11 protein-coding genes and 5 pseudogenes are annotated in these 20,233 nt (G+C 43.7%); 9 read left to right on the top strand and 7 right to left on the bottom strand.

Annotated features, from left to right (window positions below):
• Window positions 1-20: 20 nt before the first annotated feature.
• Window positions 21-3,590 carry a S8 family serine peptidase gene (locus tag JCM14108_RS07755; RefSeq protein WP_237745757.1) on the top strand — a complete coding sequence of 1,190 codons (3,570 nt, stop codon included), beginning with the start codon at window positions 21-23 and terminating at the stop codon, window positions 3,588-3,590.
• Window positions 3,591-3,656: 66 nt separating this feature from the next.
• On the opposite strand, the gene JCM14108_RS07750 is transcribed toward JCM14108_RS07755, so the two are convergent.
• Complete coding sequence (locus tag JCM14108_RS07750; RefSeq protein WP_035179914.1) at window positions 3,657-4,574, bottom strand: NADP-dependent oxidoreductase; 918 nt, start codon at window positions 4,572-4,574, stop codon at window positions 3,657-3,659.
• A 256-nt stretch (window positions 4,575-4,830) separates the two neighbouring features.
• Here JCM14108_RS07750 and JCM14108_RS07745 point away from each other — a divergent pair.
• Window positions 4,831-5,993, top strand: a pseudogene (locus JCM14108_RS07745) (PTS transporter subunit EIIC); the annotation flags it as partial.
• A gap of 240 nt (window positions 5,994-6,233) precedes the next feature.
• Here JCM14108_RS07745 and JCM14108_RS07740 read toward each other — a convergent pair.
• A complete protein-coding gene (locus JCM14108_RS07740; protein WP_235807150.1) occupies window positions 6,234-7,202 on the bottom strand; it encodes an NAD(P)-dependent oxidoreductase in 969 nt (322 codons plus the stop codon).
• A 168-nt stretch (window positions 7,203-7,370) separates the two neighbouring features.
• Between JCM14108_RS07740 and JCM14108_RS07735 the strand changes: the two genes are divergently transcribed.
• A complete protein-coding gene (locus tag JCM14108_RS07735; protein WP_081759874.1) occupies window positions 7,371-8,144 on the top strand; it encodes a DUF4931 domain-containing protein in 774 nt (257 codons plus the stop codon).
• Between the two features lie 232 nt (window positions 8,145-8,376).
• Here JCM14108_RS07735 and JCM14108_RS07725 read toward each other — a convergent pair whose 3' ends face one another.
• Window positions 8,377-9,417: a baeRF6 domain-containing protein gene (locus JCM14108_RS07725; protein WP_035179909.1), complete on the bottom strand. Its 1,041-nt coding sequence runs from the start codon at window positions 9,415-9,417 to the stop codon at window positions 8,377-8,379.
• 313 nt (window positions 9,418-9,730) lie between these two features.
• Between JCM14108_RS07725 and JCM14108_RS07720 the strand changes: the two genes are divergently transcribed.
• On the top strand, window positions 9,731-11,128 hold the full coding sequence (locus JCM14108_RS07720) for an FAD-binding oxidoreductase (RefSeq protein WP_035179907.1): 1,398 nt from the start codon (window positions 9,731-9,733) through the stop codon (window positions 11,126-11,128).
• A 62-nt stretch (window positions 11,129-11,190) separates the two neighbouring features.
• On the opposite strand, the gene JCM14108_RS07715 is transcribed toward JCM14108_RS07720, so the two are convergent.
• From JCM14108_RS07715 to JCM14108_RS15875, 3 genes and pseudogenes are all read right to left on the bottom strand, one after another.
• Window positions 11,191-11,478 (bottom strand): putative quinol monooxygenase, encoded by a 288-nt coding sequence (locus JCM14108_RS07715; RefSeq protein WP_035179906.1) that lies wholly within the window; start codon window positions 11,476-11,478, stop codon window positions 11,191-11,193.
• Window positions 11,479-11,657: 179 nt separating this feature from the next.
• A pseudogene (locus tag JCM14108_RS07710) lies at window positions 11,658-14,068 on the bottom strand (phosphoketolase family protein).
• A 308-nt stretch (window positions 14,069-14,376) separates the two neighbouring features.
• Entirely contained in the window at window positions 14,377-14,508 is a 132-nt protein-coding gene (locus JCM14108_RS15875; protein ID WP_268872158.1) for a hypothetical protein, read from the bottom strand.
• A gap of 193 nt (window positions 14,509-14,701) precedes the next feature.
• Here JCM14108_RS15875 and JCM14108_RS07705 point away from each other — a divergent pair, with 193 nt between their 5' ends.
• The 5 genes and pseudogenes from JCM14108_RS07705 (at window position 14,702) to spxB (ending at window position 19,529) form a co-directional block, all read left to right on the top strand.
• A complete protein-coding gene (locus tag JCM14108_RS07705) occupies window positions 14,702-15,937 on the top strand; it encodes a hypothetical protein (protein ID WP_051996083.1) in 1,236 nt (411 codons plus the stop codon).
• A gap of 137 nt (window positions 15,938-16,074) precedes the next feature.
• Window positions 16,075-16,822: pseudogene (locus JCM14108_RS16220) on the top strand (tyrosine-protein phosphatase).
• A 64-nt stretch (window positions 16,823-16,886) separates the two neighbouring features.
• Window positions 16,887-17,285, top strand: a complete 399-nt coding sequence (locus JCM14108_RS07695; protein ID WP_035179905.1) for a pyridoxamine 5'-phosphate oxidase family protein — start codon at window positions 16,887-16,889, stop codon at window positions 17,283-17,285.
• Between the two features lie 164 nt (window positions 17,286-17,449).
• Window positions 17,450-17,635, top strand: a complete 186-nt coding sequence (locus JCM14108_RS07690) for a hypothetical protein (RefSeq protein ID WP_035179904.1) — start codon at window positions 17,450-17,452, stop codon at window positions 17,633-17,635.
• 140 nt (window positions 17,636-17,775) lie between these two features.
• Window positions 17,776-19,529: pseudogene (gene spxB, locus JCM14108_RS07685) on the top strand (pyruvate oxidase).
• Window positions 19,530-19,846: 317 nt separating this feature from the next.
• Here spxB and JCM14108_RS14685 read toward each other — a convergent pair.
• A pseudogene (locus tag JCM14108_RS14685) lies at window positions 19,847-20,233 on the bottom strand (hypothetical protein); the annotation flags it as partial.

Raw genomic sequence — 20,233 nt, 5'->3', positions numbered from 1 at the left:
TTAATCGTGTGCGCATGGGGTTGCTTGTTCTAACAGCTTTGGGAATCGGCTTTTTGGCCGGCTATTCAAGTCAACCAGCGACCCGGCTGTTGGGGCAATCAATCGCTGCCTATGCAAAGGGGAAGAACGAAAATCAGGCAGCAATTGATAAAGGAAACGTCCCTAAACTGTGGCAAGCGGGTGATCGAGGTCAGGGAATGGTCGTTGCCGTGATTGATTCCGGAATTCAACCCCACCAAGATCTGCGGTTGCGTGATCCGGGTTCAGTTAAAATTTCTAAAGCCGCGGCGCAACAAAAAATTGCCCAAAAGGGATATGGCAGGTATGTGAATGCCAAAATTCCTTTTGCCTATGACTACACAACCAACAGCAATCAGGCAACGGAACCGGATGAAGCTTCAAGTTTCCATGGTGAACACGTTGCCGGAATCATTGCCGCTAACGGGCCGGCAACCAAAAAACAAAGGGAATATGTTGTTGGTGTGGCTCCTGAAGCGCAGTTGTTGGACTTGCGGGTTTCCGACATGATTGGTGACGAGACCAAAAATGACGTTGCCCGGGCAATTTATGACGCGGTTGATCTCGGCGCTGACGTGATTAATATTTCATTGGGAGTCAGCGCACCCAATCAATCTTCAGCTGATGAAGAGCAGGCAGCCGTTCAATATGCGATTGCCCACGGTGTCTTTGTCGCTTTGGCGGCGGGAAATGCCGGCCATTCTGCCAGTATTTATACCAGGAATCCGTTGGCCGAAACGAATGCAATTCAAACGGCTTATCAGGCAGTCAACAGTGGGACGCTAACTGATCCGGGGGTTTCACCCAACGCGATGACGGTCGCAGCTGAAAACTCGGAAAGGGGGTCCCAGGCCGAAATGGCGCCCTTCTCTTCATGGGGACCGACGCCGACTTTTGGTTTAAAGCCGGATGTTGCCGCTCCCGGTATGGGGATTAACTCGACTTGGCAGAATAACAGTTATTCGGCTTTATCAGGAACCTCAATGGCTTCCCCATACGTTGCCGGTGCAGCCGCCTTGGTACTTCAGCGATTAAAACAGGTTCAACCTGATTTGACCGGCAGCCAACTGGTGATGACGGCCAAAAATATGCTAATGAACAGCGCGGTGCCGATAAAGGATGCCAACTACGCAGATAAATACCACGTTTCACCCCGAAGGCAGGGGGCCGGTCAAATCAATGTTGCTGCCGCTGCCGGTTTACAGGTAACGGCGAAGGATTCGACAACCGGCATTGCTTCGGAATCTTTGGGCCTGATTGGACATCAAAAATCATTTAAGCTCACATTGACCAATCATGGAACAAAGCCGGTTTCCTATACATTTAACGGCTATGAGGGGCCAATGACGGAAATTCGAGATAAGAAAAATGGCGGTCGGGTACATGATATACCGTTAAAGGGCGCAACGTTATCGGCTGATCAAAACCAGGTAACGGTGGCTCCCGGACAGAGCCGGGAAGTGGTGTTTAATTTGACCATTTCACCAACAGTTAACAAAAATCAAGTTGTTGAAGGGTTTCTGCAATTTAAAGCAGATCAGGCCGGTCAGGCCATTTCAGTTCCCTACCTGGCTTATTATGGTGATCCAACTCAGGAGCAGATTATTGATTCACCGGCGTTTATGACGACTAGTATTTTTCATGGTGGCTACCTGGTAGACAATACTTACACACCGCTTGGAATTAGCGATCAAGCTTCTCTAAGTGCGTACGTAAACGGTCATGCGGATCGAACCAACTGGCAGACGATTGTTGACAAGATCCACCCGGCTCGGGTTGCGTTTTCGCCTAACGGTGATGGTCGCCAGGACGTTGTGATGCCGTTTGTATTTGCCAAACAAAGCCTTGCCAATGTGACTGCTCGGATTGTGAACGATCAGGGCAGGGTTGTGCGAGTCATTGATCAGGAGCCTGACACGGATAAATCAGTTGCCGGAGACGATGGCAACCTCGATTTGAGCACGTCCTTTAATATGCGTCAAAATCCCAATGCGCTTCAGTGGGATGGTCGCTACGTCGATCAGAAAACCGGTCGGTCAATTGTCGCACCAAATGGTCGCTATCATTACCAATTGGTAACGACCAACTATAATCAAGGTGCTGATAAGCAGCAGCTGGTTTCTTATCCGCTTGAAGTTGATAATCAATCCCCTCGGGCCTTCGGTGTTGTCTATAATGCCAAAACCGGTCGTCTTGCCGGCCGGTTTAGTGATCGGGGAGCAGGATTTACGTCAATTTCTGAGGGGATTCTTAAAGTTGCCGGGCATCAGTTTGGTGTTCGATTAACGCGGCGGGCCACCTTAAAGGGGACGTTTAACGATCGGTTGAATCAGGCTGCCCGGGCTTGGCTGCAGAAGCATTCAGCTAAATTACAGCTGACGGATATTGCTGGTAATCAAATAAGTGTTCCTGTTCGACACGAGAAGACCGCAACGACATCTCAAGTGGCGGCCGGCACGTTAAATCAGGTACCACAGTTCCGTTGGCTGCGGTACGGAACCGGCAAAGATGCTTCTTCAACCTATGTTGAAATTTCGAATCAAAAAAGCTTTGTAATTGCCGGCCGGGTACCCAAAAATGTTTCGGATCTGACCGCGTTTGCGAAGGACACGGCTAATAACAAAATTGTTAAAGGAAAGGTTTATCCAAAAACGGGGATTGTGACCTTTAAATTTCACTTTGGCAAAACCGGTTATGAAACAATTCGGGGATGGAGTCAATTATCTGAAAAGAAATTTGGCGCCTACTCCAAATCAACTGCCCCATTAATTGTCATCTCCAGGGCACCGGGAGCAATTCCCCTGCAGAAAATTAAAAGGACGGTTCCCAAACTATCGTCAAATAAGCAGGCCGCTAAAAAAATTACGACTGTTTTTGGAACACCAATTCCAAGTGGTCACAAACCATCTCAATTGACGAACCGGACGACGCCAAGTAAGGGAATTAAATTTTCGCAGCTTCGGGATAATGCGGCGACGTATTTAAATCGAACCAACAGCGCGGCAATTTATGATTCTCATAGTGAAATGCTGACAATTAACGGCCGGGTTAACAAACCGAAGCAGCAAAAATTAGTCATTCTGGCGACTCCCAATGAAAATGATCCAAGTAATCAGGTGACACTATCAAAAAATGGCCGGTTCAGCTTTAAAGTGCCGTTTAAGCCAACTGAGCAACGGGGTGTCGGCTATGATTTATACACCAGGGTTAAGGCTAAGAATGGTCATTACCAATGGCAGAAGCAACGCGGCGTTTTGGAGATTTACCTGGATGTTGTTACCCCGACACTTGACGTTACCGCAACGTCAAATGGGAATCAGGTAGCTTTCAAAGGCAGTGCGAACGATAATGTTGCTGGTGTTAAGGTCTATGTAAACGAGAACAATCTTTTCTCGCAGTCAAAAGCTGCCGGTTTTAATCAGCACACTGCCGACCAACCGTTGAATCCATATCCGGCTTATCAATTGGATCAGACTTACGCCTTAAATGCCGGTGCAAATCATTTTACGATTAAAGCGGTCGATCAGGTTGGCAATGTGACAACAAAAACATTTTCAATTGCTGGTCAATAGTTGATTCATCCAGAACGCAAAAAGTCGGGACAAACTGTCCCGGCTTTTTTAGAACTTTAATGTTAATTAGTCGTTGATAACGATGATTCGACCGTCATGTTTGGTTTCAAGTAATTGATGGCCCTTAATGACCCCATCAATAGTGAAGGGCAGCTCAGCGCCAATTTTGATAGTTAGTTTTTCGGCTGCCATCAGCTTCAACAAGGCGGTTAGCGCGTCAGTGTCGGAAATTTTGCTGGTGGGATGGATTTGTTTAAAGAAAATTTGTTTTTCGGTAGCCGGTTCATCGCTGGCAACGGCTGCAATCAGACCGCCACTTTTGACGATTTGAGCATCACTATCGGCACCTTGGCCGTTTAACGCAGCGTCAAAAACAACATCTGCCGTGTCGGCGAGGACTTCAGCCGGATCCTGTTCGTCATAGGCAACGTATTGAGAAACTCCTAACGATTTAACGTAATCCGCGTTTCGACCGGCACCAACACCGATAACCTTGGCACCTAAATCGAGTGCTACCTGGGCGGCAATTGAACCAACCCCGCCGGAAGCACCTTTGACAACGACAGTTTGCCCCTTTTTGATATTGGCAAAGAAGATCAGTCCTTTATAAGCAGCTAATCCAGGAGTGACGATACCGGCAGCTTGTGCGAAAGTCACGTTATCAGGAATTTTAACGGTATTGGTATCTTCACCAATCGCGTATTCAGCGTATGCATGATGACCGTGGGCGACAACCCGGTCACCGATTTTAAATCCGTTGAGGCCACTGCCAACCTGGGCAACCACTCCGGCAACATCACGGCCTGGAATAATCCGATGATCGGTCGGTTTAAATTTACCGGCCCGTTGCAGTTGCTCAAAATTATTTAAGTTAAAAGCATGGGTCTTAATTAAAAGCTGGTTGGCTGAAATCTCTGGGACGGGGACCTGATATTGTTGAAAGACTTCAGGACCGCCATTTTGTTCGTATCCAAATGCAATCATTAGAATCACTCCTCAGCATAATCTGTTATCGTTAACGAATTACAGTTTAATGTATTCTGATAGAAAAGCAATTAATTACAATTAAATTGAGCTTGATAGAATAGTAAAGAAATCGTTTTCCTAACTTTAATGCTTAAATTAATTGATAAAAAAGCTTGCATCCGCTGAAAAAACCTGTAAACTATGCCGAAGTGACATTTTTTCGGGAGGATTTATTTTGATTCAAACACGTATCTTAAAACAGACAAAAACCGGCTTTTTAAACTTTATTAATTTACTAGCAGATATTTTTATTCCAATTATACCGGCGATCGTCGCGGCAGGGCTGTTAATGGCGCTTCATAATGTATTGGCGGCGCCACATTTATTTATGAAACCTTCGTTAATTATGGCATATCCGGCGTTAAAAGGATTTGCGGCGTTTATCAATATGCTGGCTAACGCACCGTTTGCTTTTTTACCGGTTCTGATTGGCTTTTCGGCCACCAAACGGTTTGGTGGTAATCCCTATCTTGGCGGTGCATGGGCATGATGATGGTTTCACCAGCTTTAGTGAGTGGTTATCACGTCAGCACGGCTTTAGCCAATCATCAACTGCCTTATTGGCACTTTTTGGGGCTGCCGGTTGCTCAGGCCGGTTATCAGGGATCCGTTATTCCAATGTTGGCCGTTGCCTGGCTGCTGGCAACCATTGAAAAGCAGTGTCATAAGCGACTGCCCGAAGCCTTGGATTATACCTTTGCACCTTTAATTACGATTTTGGTCACTGCAATCCTAACTTTTGTAATTGTTGGTCCGGTAATGCGCGATGTCAGTGACAGTTTGACGGCCGGTTTACTTTGGCTGTACCAAACGTCCGGTGCGTTCGGCACGGGCGTACTCGGTTTGTTTTACGCACCACTGGTTATTACTGGTCTGCATCAAAGCTTTCCGGCAATTGAAACCCAATTAATCGCAAATGTTAATAAAACTGGCGGCAGCTTTATTTTTCCGATTGCTTCGGTTTCCAATATTGCCCAGGGCGCAGCAGCACTGGCAGTTTTGTTTCTGACCAAGGATAAAAAGCAGCGGGGCCTGGCTTCGTCCGCAAGTATGTCGGCGCTTTTGGGAATTACGGAACCGGCAATGTTTGGTATTAATCTAAAGCTGAAATTTCCGTTTATTGCTTCTATGATTGGATCGGGGGTTGCTTCAATTTATTTGGGGTTAACGCATGTGTTGGCTGTCTCGTTGGGGTCAAACAGTGTTCTTGGATTCATCAGTATTGCAACCCAATCAATCCCGGCATTTTTGATCAGCTGTTTAATTAGTTTCAGTGTGAGTTTTTCGGTCACCTATCTTTACGGTCGTCGTCAAGAAGTTTCGGAAATTTTGCGGGATGCTGACAGACAGCCGGCGGATAATGTCGCAACAACCAATTAATTTTAAAAATGCTTTCATACAAAAAGAGACCACTAATCGGTCTCTTTTTTGCTGGATTTAATTTAAGCCTTATTTTCAAGGACGACAAAAGTAATTTTATCATTCCCGTTTGTTTAATCATGCTTATTATCGAGTGGAGACGCCAAAAGGCAATTTCCTGTCACACAGCTTCTTTCGTCCCATCCCCGCCATCATGAATGATTAGCTGGTACTGAAATCGTAAAATCCCGGTATTCTTTAATAACCGGTTTTCAGATTGATTTCATTTTTGGCAAGGGTGCCAGTTGTTTTGAACTGGTGCAGATTCTCAGCAAAGATTGCGAAGGCATCATGAAGATAATTTTGATACAGACCGGAAATGTGTGGCGTGATAATCACGTTTGGCATGGTCCAAAGTGGGTTGTCGGCTGGAAGCGGTTCGGGATCGGTTACGTCCAATGCCGCACCACCTAATTGTCCGGCTTGCAAGGCTTCAACTAAGTCATTGGTTACCGTACTCGGGCCCCGGCCAATGCTGACAAAGAGGGGCCGATTGGCGGCCAATTTAAAGAAGTCCCGATTATAAAACCCTTTGGTATCGGGAGTGAGCGGCAATGCGTTGACGATAATGTCTGTTTTTTTGAGTAAATCCGAATCAACCTGTGTCATTGCGGTTGTTTGTGGAAACGCTTTTACTGGATGGCCGGAACGATTGACGCCGATTACCTGTATTTTAAAGGCTTGCGCAAGTTCGGCAATCCGGCTGCCAATATGGCCGGTTCCAAAAATAACCATTTGTTTGCCGGAAGCAAGGGTTAATGGCGTGTTGGGGGCCTGCCATTGTTGCTGGACCTGATTGGCTGCGGCCGTGTGTAAGCCACGATAGAAACTTAAAATCATCCCCAAAACGTTTTCAGCAATCGGTTCGGCATGAATCCCGCTAACGTTGGAGAGGAGAATTTTTCGGTTTGCCAATTGGGTTAGTGGGTAATAATCGACGCCGGCAGAGTACGCCTGCACCCATTTTAACCTGGCGTGTTTCATATTTAACAGTTTTGACATTACTTTAGCGTCCCAGCCAAAAACAATATCCATTTCTGCCAGATTACGGTCGTCCATCGAGCGACCGTTAAAGTAGAATTGATTGTCTGCAGACAAATCGAAAGTTTTGATTACATGGGACAATTGATCCAGCGTGATGCCGGAGGTAAGTAATAAAATGTTCATTCGTTTTCACCATTCCTTTAAGTTAACCTATCGTTCATCATTAATTTTACAATTTTTTTCACTTCTTCGCATAAAATGGTATTTATGATTAATTTGTGATTGGTAGACGGCAAGATTCAATAGCCTTACAATGATAAAAGATAATAACAGAGAAGGGTGAATTTGACTGTGAACCAACCATTAACGTTTGACTACGAAGCAGCAAAGGGAAAGCCGGAAAATATTCGACATCCAAAGGGCTACTGTCCCTTTTGTGACGTTGATCATTTAACAAACATTTTAGCAAAGGAAGCCGATCGAATTTGGTTGGTTAATAAATTTCGGACACTGGAAGATACTTTTCAAACAGTTGTGATTGAGTCCAGCGATCATGAGGGTGGCCCGTCAACATATTCACTGGAACAGAATCGGCGGGTGTTTCAGTTTGCTTTTAAATGCTGGCAGAAACTGATTTCATCGAATAAGTATACCAGCGTGATTATGTATAAAAATTTTGGACCACTTTCCGGCGGTAGTCTGCGACATCCCCATTTTCAAATTGTCGGGCTTAACGATTACGATGTTTATAAAAATGTCAATATTCAAAACTTTACCGGTGTTTCGGTTGATAAAACCGAAGGGCGAATGATTACACTATCGACCAACCCGATAATTGGCTTTGTTGAAATCAACATTTCAATTAATCAGCTTGCCGAGATCGATACTTTGGCAGATGCGGTTCACGTGATTGTAAAGTATTTACTGAAGGATTATATGGGCGGCCGCTTGTCTTCCTATAACTTGTTCTTTTACCGATTGGCCGACCGATTTTATTGTAAAATTGTGCCGCGATTTGCGACATCACCTTACTTTGTCGGTTATAAAATTGCCCAGGTTCAAAATCACAAGCGCTTGGTAGAAATTGCCGCAGAAATTCGTGCGCGGTTGAACCGGGAAGCTTGATGCGTTTTTATTTAAAGAGTGGGCCGAAAGGCGGTTAACTTCCAAAGCGTAATCGAATTATCCGAATATTCGGGGCTTGAATGTTTGGATAATTTGATTACGTGGCAGGAAGTTGCCATTCGGCGCACGTTTTCGCTTAGTAATAATCGTGAACACAAAAAAGGCTGGACAAAATTACTTTTGTCTCAGCCATGTTCCTACGTTTATCTTAAAAAGAAATTATTTGAATTTGTTAGTGGCTAACTGCACTAATCAGTGGCATTTCCGGCTGCTCTTTAATGACTGAAACCTTGGCGTCCTGGGCAAGGGCCTGCTTAATCATTGTGTTGATTTTAGCGTAGGACTCCGGGTCATTTTGATTGATTTCATCTTTTGAAGCCACGAATAAGTGCCGAACCTGATTGGCATTCAACATATTCTGAATGGTTTCCAAATCAGTAAACAGTTCACCTTTGAACGTCTTGGTAATGGCTTCATTTGAATGGGTGTTGTGGTAATCGTCAACTTTCTTGTTAACCAGTTCAGCAATTTTATCCGGTGCCAGATTTTGGACAGACTGGTCAATTGAAACGGCTGCCAGCTTTAAATCCTGATTAATCTTTTTGAAAAGGTTGATATTTTGGGGAAGACCCATCAGAATAAATTGCTGCTCTTTTAACGTCGGTTCTTTTGCCAACAGGTTCTCGATGACGTGGTAGTATCTTTCCTGATCGATTTGTTTTTCCTGACTGGTTTCATTATGGCCATGATATTGCGTTTGACCACCCCGGCCGCTGAAATTTAATTCACCGCCGCGCAGCTCGGTTCCCAAAGCGTCTTGAACAGTTAAGGGATATTTTTCAACGGCCAGTGGGCTGACTCGCTTATTTTGCAGCCGATATAGCTTACTGTTGTCACGGTTCAACTCAAGCAGGGTGTAGTCGGTATTGGGAGCAGCATTTAAAAGCAGCAGAAAGTCTATGGAGTTGTCAGTATGATAATCAGCTTCGTCAACACTGGTTCGAATCAGGTAGTAGACATGTGAGCTGCTTCGATCGGAAATCAGCGTAATACCATCATAGGGCAATTGTTGTCGAATGAGGTCATTGGCTTCATTAACAAACGGTTCGATGCTGGGACCGATTTCCTTTTGAATTTGCTTCAAGATATTTTTCACCCGAAGTTGCTCATTTGCGTCATAAGCCAATTTGTTTAAGTTCAAATTCAGCGTAATTACCGGTGCGTTCATCTCAGGTAACTTCGCCAGTTCTGAAACAGTTGTTTTAACTGCCATCTTGACCAACTCCTTAAAAATTATGATAGTTATAACTTTTTAATTCTATAACTTCTAAATTCATTATAGCAAACTTGCATGGCTGATTGTGAGAAATTAGCTTGTGAAATGGCTACTTATAAATAGTTAGTATTGATAATCGTTGTTGTAATAAGTATTCTTACCTGTTTAATATTTAAACGTGCAAATGTTTGACCAACTGCGTCATTCATTTTAAAACTAAGAATGGATTTATTAAAGTTGGTAATTTAAATCGAGTTGACAATTGATTCGATACCAATTTTTAAACTTGTGAATGAGGGAGTGTCAGTTTATGGCAGTTTTTACAGCTTATAATGACGAACAAATAATTGAATTTCTAAAGAAGCAGGCCCCACATGCCGAAATTCATGTGGATGATGAAACGGCAGCTAAACACACCGCTAATGGCAATGCGGAAAGTTCAATTAACGGTCACATCCTGGCTTACGTTGCAGTGGGTGACAAGGAAGATATCCGTGGCGTACTTAAGACAGCTCAGAAATTTCACCTGCCGGTAGTTCCGCAAACAGCCGACACCAGTACGGTTATTGGGGCCGACGGTATTAATGGCGGCATTATTTTATCGGTTGCCCGGTTAAATCATATTAAAGAAATCAATAAAGACGATTCTTTGGCTGTCGTCGAACCCGGCGTTATTAATCAGGACCTGGACAAAGCAGCGCGGGAACAGGGGATGTTTTATGCACCGGATCCCGCATCAAAACCCATGTCGGCAATTGGCGGCAACGTTTCAACCAATGCTGGTGGCTTAAGCGGTGTTCGTTACGGGGCAACCAAGGATTCTGTTTTAGGATTAAAAGTGATGTTAACTGACGGTCAGGAAATTAAACTTGGCGGCCGGACGTTTAAGCAAGCCTATGGTTACGATTTGACGCAGTTGTTGGTCGGCTCTGAAGGAACGCTTGGGATTGTTACGGAGATTACGGTGAAATTATTCCCGATTCCAATTGGTAAGACGATTACCGGAATTGCCTTCTTTGATGATATGGCTAAATTGGCTGAAGGGGTTAAGGCAATTCGAAACTCCGGCCTTTACCCATCAATGTTGGAAGCATTGGATGGTAAAACCGTTCAGGCCTTGGACAAATACGAACAGACGCATTATGCCCAAAGTGAAGCGTCATCCCTATTAATTTTCAGTATCGACAGTGCCAGTGACTTAAAGCTGACAGCCGCCAAGCAGATTTTAGCCGAAAAAGGTGCTTGGCAGGTTCAAATCACAGATGACCCCGAAAAAGCCAAGGCGTTGACTAAATTGCGTCAGGATATGTTGCCGGCGGTCTTTTCAAATGCAAAATATTATATTATGGAAGATATGGCGGTACCACTTTCCAAACTGGCGGAAATGGTCCAATACATTAACCAGGTTGGCCGGGAGTTGAATGTCGACATTTATACGGCGGGGCATGCCGGTGACGGTAATTTACACCCAAGTCTGTTGTGGAACGATCAGCCAACACCGCCTGAAAGGGTTATCGAAGCTACTCGGCGGCTATTTAGAAAGACACTGGCGCTTGGTGGAACAATTTCCGGTGAGCATGCTGTCGGTACGTCTAAGAATCAGTGGACCAATGAAGAATTAGGTGATCGGGTGGATGTTTTACAGCACCAGATCAAGAATTTGTTTGATCCAATGGGAATTTTAAATCCAAAACGAAAAATTAACTAACTGCTGAAACAGAAAAAGCCGGCTTGCATGTTTTCGCGTGCAAGCCGGCTTTATTGGTCCTATTATTCTTGATAATCCATACGAATAATGACCGGGTCCTTGGTCAGATAGTGGCCAACCCCCGAAAGAAAGGCTTTAAAATGGGGTGTTTCGTTGTGAACAGCAACCGCATCGGCATCCTGCCAATGTTCGATGATTTCATATTCATTGTCGACACCGATCTTCTTGAAATGGTTGTAGCTTAGATTACCGGCTTCGGCTCGAGAACCCTGAACCAATTTATTGATAAAAGATTCATATTCACTTTGCATCCCCGGCTTAACCGTTAACTCAACATTAATAACTTTCATAATAGCCTCCAATAATAACTCATTTAACCATAACCATTTATATTATAACAAGTTGCCGACTACGTTGAAGTTAAATCTCGAAAGTAACAAAAAGAATCAAGCAATTCAAGCTTGATTCTTTTTAACTTTAAAAAGTTACTTTGTTGTTAATGGGTATTAACCAACGTGTCATTTGGCGGTTACTTAAGGTCTTTCCATTCCCAGTTACGGATTTCAGGCAAATCAGCACCGTTTTGACGAATGTAGTCATGGTGTTCTTGAAGCTTGTCATCCATGTGGGAAGTGAATTCAGAAGCTTTATCGCCGTAAACATCTTCAGCAACTTCCTTGGCCAAATGGAACCGATCCAGATGGTTAAGAACCCGCATGTCAAATGGGGTGGTGATATCGCCGTCTTCACGATAGCCGTGAACGTGCAGATTGTTATTGTGACGACGGAAGAACAAACTCTCGATCAAGTCTTCATAACCGTGGAAAGCAAAGACAACCGGTTTATCTTTGGTGAAGTAGTTGTCGAATTCTTCATCATTTAAGCCACGCGGATCAAATTGTGGTGAGTGAAGTTTAAGCAGGTCAACCACATTAATGAAGCGAATCTTCAAGTCTGGGAATTGTTGATGAAGAATATCAATTGCAGCCAGGCTCTCCAGGTTTGGTTCTGTTCCGGCAGCAGCCATAACAACATCGGGTTCCTCACCCGGCTTAGTCGTGCTTGCCCAGTCGATAACCTTTAAGCCTTGGTCGACCAATTGCTCAGCTTCTTGAACTGAATAGAATTGTGGCCGTGGATGCTTGGAAGCAATTGTGACGTTCAACGTTTGTTTCATATTCAAAGCTTTGTGCATAACAGCTAAAAGACTGTTGGCATCGGCAGGCAGGAATTCACGAATGTACTTTGGCTTCTTTTCTGCCAAATGAGTTAAAATACCTGGATCTTGGTGAGAATAGCCGTTGTGATCCTGTTGGAATGAAGTTGACGATGAAATCAAGTTCAAAGATGGATACTTGTGACGCCATGGTTGTTCATCAGCTTCGCGAATCCACTTGAAGTACTGGGTCAACATTGAATCAACCACTCGCAGAAAGGCTTCATAACTGGTGAAGACACCGTGGCGGCCGGTAAGGGTATACCCTTCAAGCCAACCTTCATCCTGGTGTTCGGAAAGTTGTGAATCAATAATCCGACCGTCGGCTTTCATCCATTGATCATTTGGATTGTGAATGGGTTCCATCCATTGGCGGTTGGTAACGTCAAAGGCTTCTTGCAATTGATTGGAGGCAGTTTCATCAGGGCCAAACAAACGGAACGTGTTTGGATTATTCTTTATAACGTCTCTGAAGAACTTACCTAATTCAACCATATCCTGACGTTCTTCACCGGCACCGCGCTTTGAATTATCCAATGCATAATTGCGCCAATCAGGTAAGTCAAGTTGCTTTTGGTCCTTGCCGCCATTGGTAATTGGGTTAGCTGCCATGCGGGCGTCGCCATCAGGCGTGGTTGCTCGAATTTCCGGTTTCAAAGTACCGTTTTCATCAAACAATTCTTCCGGTTTGTAAGACTTAAGCCATTTAACCAGTGCATCAGCGTGTGCCATGTGTTGCGAATCCACCGGAATTGGAATTTGATGGGCTCGAAATGAACCTTCAATCGGCCTGCCAGCCCACTCTTTTGGACCTGTCCAGCCCTTTGGTGCCCGCAAAATAATCATTGGCCAGACTGGGCGGGTCGCGTCATCAGCCGAGCTTTCACGAGCTTGTCGTTGAATCGCATGAATCTTTTCAATCGCTGTGTCCATTGCCTTGGCCATAACGGGATTAAGCTTGTCAGCATCGTCACCTTCGACAAAGATTGGCTCCCAGCCCATTCCTTCGAAATACTTGGTTAATTCTTCATCGGATTTGCGGCCAAGAATGGTTGGGTTGGCAATCTTAAAGCCGTTTAAATTCAAAATTGGTAAGGCTGCACCATCTTTAACCGGGTTAATAAAGACGTTCGAGAACCATGATGTGGCCAGTGGACCGGTCTCAGCTTCGCCATCACCAATTTCAACGGCTGCAATAACATCTGGATTGTCCAAAATGGCACCGACACCATGCGAAAGCGAATAACCCAGTTCGCCGCCTTCGTGAATGGATCCCGGTGTTTTGGCATCAGCATGTGAAGCAACACCGCCAGGAAAGGAGAAGCGTTTAAACAAGCGTTGCAGCCCCTTTTCATCTTGGGTAATGTTTGGATAGATGTCCGTATAACTACCATCAAGGTACGAATTGGAGACCATTACCTGGCCGCCGTGTCCGGAACCTTCGATGTAGAACATGTTCAGATTATACTTTTTAATAATCCGATTTAAATGCGTGTAAATGAAGTTTTGACCGGCAATTGTCCCCCAGTGACCAATCGGGTGAAACTTAACGTCGGCCTTTGTTAACGGTCGTTTCAACAAAGGATTGTCTTGGAGATACAATTGACCAACGGAGATGTAGTTGCTGCCCGCCAATACTTCGTCATTAGATCAAAATATTCTTTTGAGGAATAATCAGTTTCTCTTTCTTTTAAAGCTTGATTACTTTCAGTAGAATTTGCCATATATTAAATGCCTCCTAATATAATTCTCAAATTTCCACTTCGCCTACAGGATAGAACCAAATTAATAGTAGGTCAATTAATTTACAAACTTTTTACGTATGGTTTTTAGCGATTTAAATTAACTTTTAAAAATGCCATATTATATTTAAACCAAAAAATCCGCTGACTGGTTAAAAATAACCAGCTGGCGGATTTTTCTGCAAATAAAGGAAAACAAACAGAATTATTAACTGTATTCTAGTTGTGAACGCCAATAAACAACCACAATACGATTAATAATAAGGAGGACAACTAGAGAAGGCAGCCGTTTATTCACCGAGAAACATGTAGAGCATTGCCAGAAAACTATATGCCTTGACAGTATCATGCTTTTCAACAGTTGCTTTTTCTTTGACCAATTGTTTATAGAGGTCTAAATTCTGACTGGGTTCGTTTTGCACATGCTCACCTTCTCTAAAAACTATTTTACACTAGATTACGGATAAACAAAAGAATAATTTAGGGGTACCGCAAAAAATACTTCTTTAAAATGAATTTAGCCTGTGGGACCGCAAATCAGTTGCCTATCCGATAAAATATCGGTAATATTAAAACCGATATGGTAATTTCGTTTTTTATGGGGGTAAGGTGATTGTGGCAGATATGGAACCGGAAAATGTAATTTCCGAATTGGCAGGCAAAAACTTAATTACGGCTACGACAGCCGGAGATTATCTGGCAAAAAATTTACAGACAAGCTTATCAACTGGGCAGCAAGCTGCGCTGCAGGCGCTGACAGTTCTTAGTCGCGATGGCAATGTCGTTGATTTATCGTTGTTAATCCAGATCAAGATTTATTTCCAAGCCGGTCAGCCGGTTATTATACAACCACAGCAACTTGCCAAGCTGATTTTAAAGCCCGATGCGTCGACCAATTCGGCTCATGAAATTAACGGATTCGAATTGATAATTGATTTGACTTTAAAGAAGCATCAGGCTGAATTTGAAAATAATTTAAGCCAGCTTACGCATCTTCAAAATATTACGCGACTGGAATTATTTGGGCAGGGAAAACGGGTGAATTATTCGGTTAATTGGTCACCAATGTCCAATCCGGTAGTCGAAAACGTCAATCAACATTTAACAAAACTTGATCGGGCAGTCTTTATTTATGCGCTGCCAAAGACGAAATATTCAATGAGAATGGCCGTTGCCGCTGCTCGATACCCTCGAAATTTTGACCAGTTGATAGCTGAATTTCATGCACGGAATCCGGAACGGGCGCTGCCTGAAATCCGCCGAGTATTTATGACGCAATTATCGGAAATGCTGAAGGCAGCTACTCTTAAGCGTGAGACCAAGCCCAAGTTTGAATTGCTGGTCGATAAAAGTAAAGCCCGTTCAGATGAAGAATTTTACGATAATTGGGATCCGGTATTATTTGATCCGCGTTCAGGTGAAAAATACGCCGGTATCAATATGGAATCTTACGAATCACTGATGGCAATGTCGGTTCGGATTCCCCACGGGCCGTTTTGGCAGGGCTTCACCTGGCTGCTTTGGGAAATTTCATGGTTCGGTATTTTAACGGAACCACGGCAAAAAGCAATTGATAAAGCCGAACAGTCCCTTCAAAACCAGCTTGAAGAAATTAAGCATTTCGATGATGCCACTAATCGGATGAAACGGTTTATTGATTGGTATGTCAAACAACATATTTCTGATCCCAACTTACCGGATTTTGTGGCTAAATATTGGCCGTTGACGACAGGTAGACGGGAACCGTTGATTGCGGGTGAGCCCGATGTGGTTATCACGGAGCAGGACCCGAAACTCTTAAATGAGTTTATGGCTAATTACGGTGCGGAATATTATCGAGTTACCGGTTAAAAAAGCTAAGCGTGTGACAAAAGGCGGTTAACTTCCGGAGCACGTCTTCTCTCGGTAATAATCTTGATTATGTAAAAAGGACTGGACAAAATTATTTTTGTCTCAACTCCAATATAATGTAATAGGTGGGGAAAATAATGGTAGAACTAACAAATTTCAGGTCATTGGGTGGTTACGCGACAGCCGATGGCCAAATTAAAAAGGGTATGTTGTATCGTGGTGGCCAAATTTTTGATTTATCGACCCAGCAGGTCACTTTTTTAAGAGATCACTTGGGAATTTCGCGAATTGTGGATTTTAGAAGTACAGCTGAGAGAAACCAGTACCCGGATAGTGTTTGGCAGGGGGTTGACTATGAACCGGTTGATGTTTTGGTGGATGCCAAAAAGAGCGGTGTCAGTATTGAAGGAATGATTAATAATGCCGGCGATATCAGCCAAGTAATGTTGGCAACCTACGCGCGATTGGTAACCAGTGCATCGGCTCAAAAAGGTTACAGACAATTTTTAACTGCTTTGGTGGCTGACCCCCAGCCAACTTTTTTTTCACTGCTTTGCCGGTAAGGACCGGACGGGTGTGGCGGCCGCACTGATTTTAAAAATCGCCGGTGCCAGTGACGCTGAAATCTTTTCGGACTACTTAAAAACGAACCAATCCAGAAAGAAAGCCAACGAAGCAATAATTGCCCGCCTGGCGGATCAGTTAACGGCTGGTCAGCAAAAGGCGCTGGGGCAGGCATTGGTTGTTGACAAACGTTATTTAAGCCATTTTTTTGAAACGATTGAACAACAGTATGGCAGCTTTGCTAATTATTTGAAATCAGGCTTAAAGTTGGCGCCTGATTTTCCGGCTGAATTTCGTCGTCAATATATTGAACAGGGCTAAATGATTGCTTGTCTGTTCAACTGGCCCTAAAATGACCTTACAATTTCATTAGGGGATGAATATAATGGCAAAATTGAATCAGGCAATGAAAGATCTCATTGCCGGTGAATTATCCTATATCGCAACGGTTGACGCAAATGGTAACCCGGATGTTGGTCCGAAAATTTCAATGCGGGTATTGGATGATGAACACCTAATTTATAATGAAATGACGGGTGGTCAAACCCAGGCTAACATTAACGATAACGGTAAAGCGATTGTTGCGGTAGCCAATGCCAAGGCTTTGAAAGGGTTTCGATTTGGGGGCACCGCTAAGCTTTATACGGACGGCCCTTATTATGAACAGGCTAAGGAATGGGCGACCGGTAAATTTCCGGTTCCCAAAGGTGCCGGGGTGATCACGATTGAAAAAATCTGGACGCTGGATCCGGGACCCAAGGCAGGCAAATTATTTGAAGAATAGCTCTAATTAAGTGAAAAAAACTTTTATGACCGGTTTGAAATTGGCGGATGGCTTATTTCACACCGGTCATTTAACTTTTAGTATTATTGATAATCCTCATTGACGCAATAAATCAATGGCGTGTATCATAAGAAACAAAATTCAAAGGATTGGAGCAGGGATAATTGGCAAAATCCAGCATAACACATAAAATTGCAGCCATTCTTAGCGGTATCGCTAGCGGGTTTCGTAATTTACCTTTACTGAATAATGATCCGGCTACCAGGGATATGAATATGAAGATTTACGAGGAGCAGGAAAAACTTCGGGAGAAAAAGGCGAAGCAGCAGTACCATCAAGGGCGAAAGTGACTATTTTTGAAGACCCAATAACTTCTTTAAGACATAAATAGTGGTTACAAAAAATAAGTGCATTTGTTTGTATTTCCAAAATGATATCGTTATCATGAGTTCATAAAGATAAATGATCATCATTTTGGGAGGTCTTAATCATGGCAGAAACAATTAACTCAGGCGTTGCCGCACTGCGAACACTTGAAAGTTGGCACGTTGATCATATTTATGGGATTCCCGGCGGCACCGTTAATAATTTGATGTATGCCTTGGATGCTGAAAAAGATCGAATTAAATATATTCATGTCCGACATGAAGAGGTTGGCGCATTAGCGGCAGTTGCCGATACAAAATTAACCGGACACATTGGGGTTGCGTTTGGCTCGGCGGGTCCTGGAGCGACCCATTTGTATCAGGGCGCTTATGATGCCATGGCTGATAAAATTCCGGCTCTTTTTATTGTCGGTCAAAACCCGCAGGCCTGATGAATCAGGACTTCTTCCAGGAATTTGATGAGAACCCATGGTTTAAAGATGCCGGCGTTTATGCCCGAACAGTGATGACGGCAGAGAGTTTACCCCATATCTTGGACGAAGCGATTCGCCGGGCATTTGCGCAACACGGTCCGGCATTTGTGACCATCCCAAATGATTTGGCAAATAAAGAAATTCCGGCAGACGGGTATTATAGTGCCGCTGCCAACTTTGCCAAACCGGTTCTGGGTCCCGGCCCCGATGAGCAAATTAAGCAGGCACTCGACCTGATTTCAAACGCCAAGAAACCGCTAATTTACGTTGGTCAGGGAACAATTGGCGCGGCCGATGAAGTCATGAAGTTTGCCAAAAAATTCCAAGTTCCGGTGATTACAACGGCGCTTGGCAAGGAGATTATTCCTTATGATTTCGAAGCCCTTTTGGGATCGGCAGCCCGGGTAGCTTCAAAACCAGCCAATGAAGCACTGCAAGAAACCGATTTGATGTTATTTGTCGGCTCAAACTATCCATTTGCTGAAATAATGTTTAAACCGGATGTCAAGTTTATCCAAATTGACAGTAATCCACAGGTGCTGGGTAAACGACACAAGACGGATGTGGCAATTTTGGCCGATGCTAAGAAGTCCCTTCAACGATTTATTGAATTGGGCAGTGATAGTGCGCCTTCAGATTGGTATGCCGCAAATGTGGATAACGTTGCCAATTGGCATCAGTACAATGATGACATGATGAATCGAACAGACGGCGAGTTAAGATTTGAACCGGCCTTTAAGGAAATTAATCGAATTTCTGAAGACGATGCGATTTACTCGATTGATGTTGGTGATGTTACCCAAAACGCGGTTCGATTACTGAAAGTTAATGGCAAGCAACCATGGATTACGTCTGGGTTGTTTGCAACGATGGGCGTTGGCCTGCCGGGGGCGATTGCCGGTAAGCTCAGCTATCCAAACCGTCAAGTCTTTAACCTGGCCGGCGATGGTGCGGCCGCGATGGTTATGCAGGATTTGAGTACGGAAGTTGCCTATCATCTGCCGATTATCAACGTGGTTTTCTCTAATGACGCACTTGGCTTTATTGAAGATGAACAGGAAGATGAAGACCACGAGTGGTTTGGCATCAGCCTACCGCAAACCGATTTTGCCAAAGCTGCTGAAGCACAGGGAATGACTGGTATCACAGTTACAAAAGTTGATCAGATGAAAGCCGCTTTTGATAAAGCAGTTGAATTAAACAAGGCTGGTAAGCCGGTTCTGATTGATGTTAAAATCACCAACGAACGACCGATTCCGGTTGAAAAGTTGACTTTGGATCCGGATAAATATGACCAGCAGACAATTGACGCCTTTAAAAAACGTTACTATGCCGACAATTTGATTCCGTTAAGTGAATTTTTAAAGAGGCACAATGTTAAATAGCATTTAATACTAATAAACCGGCTTCCAAGGACTTAATCAGAGCGAAACTCTGGTTGGTCTTTGGAAGCTGGTTTTAATTTGACTTAATCCTCTAGTAAAAGGCTGACTTTTGAATTTTATAAAGTTGCTGATTAAAATCGAGGGCTTCTTGAATTAATTCATAACGATTTGGGGTCAATCAAATTGATGATGCTTATCAGTTAATGCTTAAATGTAAAGCAGTTAAATCATTAGTAACTGTAGACAAGTAAAGTGTGACGAAAATAATAACCGGAAAGTCTAGGTGGATCTAAGCTTTCCGGTTTTATTTTCATTCCTCATTTTTTCGCAATTACTAACCCCTGCAAAAGGTCATTTGTATCATAGGGATGCTTTAAATTAAAATTGCGAATCACAATCCCAATTTCGTATTGATCATTTAATTTATTCCCAGTGTATCCATGATTTTTAAGAATTTTTCGAATTCTCGCCAGCCGTTGCGTATTTGTCAACGTGTTAGGCGTGTTTAAGAAGCGCTGCATATCTTTCATGGATGAAATTTGTTGATAACTTTTTTCATTAATAGCGGTGCTATTTCCTAATGCGTATTGACTCATTGGTTGGGTCACTTTGCTATTTGGAAACAATGCCAGGATTTGCCGGGTTAGTCGTTGCGTGGGTGACTTCTGTATGAATTTTTGATAGTCATTGGTGGTCATCAAACT

It is taken from the genome of Lentilactobacillus farraginis DSM 18382 = JCM 14108, assembly GCF_000583655.1.
Taxonomy (GTDB): domain Bacteria; phylum Bacillota; class Bacilli; order Lactobacillales; family Lactobacillaceae; genus Lentilactobacillus; species Lentilactobacillus farraginis.
This window is presented reverse-complemented; position numbering and strand designations above follow the sequence as displayed.

Excerpts from the sequence above, each read along its gene's own strand:
- JCM14108_RS07695 (WP_035179905.1), top strand. The coding sequence starts at position 16,887 with ATGGCAAAATTGAATCAGGCAATGAAAGATCTCATTGCCGGTGAATTA.
- JCM14108_RS07750 (WP_035179914.1), bottom strand. The coding sequence starts at position 4,574 with ATGATTGCATTTGGATACGAACAAAATGGCGGTCCTGAAGTCTTTCAA.
- JCM14108_RS07725 (WP_035179909.1), bottom strand. The coding sequence starts at position 9,417 with ATGGCAGTTAAAACAACTGTTTCAGAACTGGCGAAGTTACCTGAGATG.
- JCM14108_RS07720 (WP_035179907.1), top strand. The coding sequence starts at position 9,731 with ATGGCAGTTTTTACAGCTTATAATGACGAACAAATAATTGAATTTCTA.
- JCM14108_RS07715 (WP_035179906.1), bottom strand. The coding sequence starts at position 11,478 with ATGAAAGTTATTAATGTTGAGTTAACGGTTAAGCCGGGGATGCAAAGT.
- JCM14108_RS07740 (WP_235807150.1), bottom strand. The coding sequence starts at position 7,202 with ATGAACATTTTATTACTTACCTCCGGCATCACGCTGGATCAATTGTCC.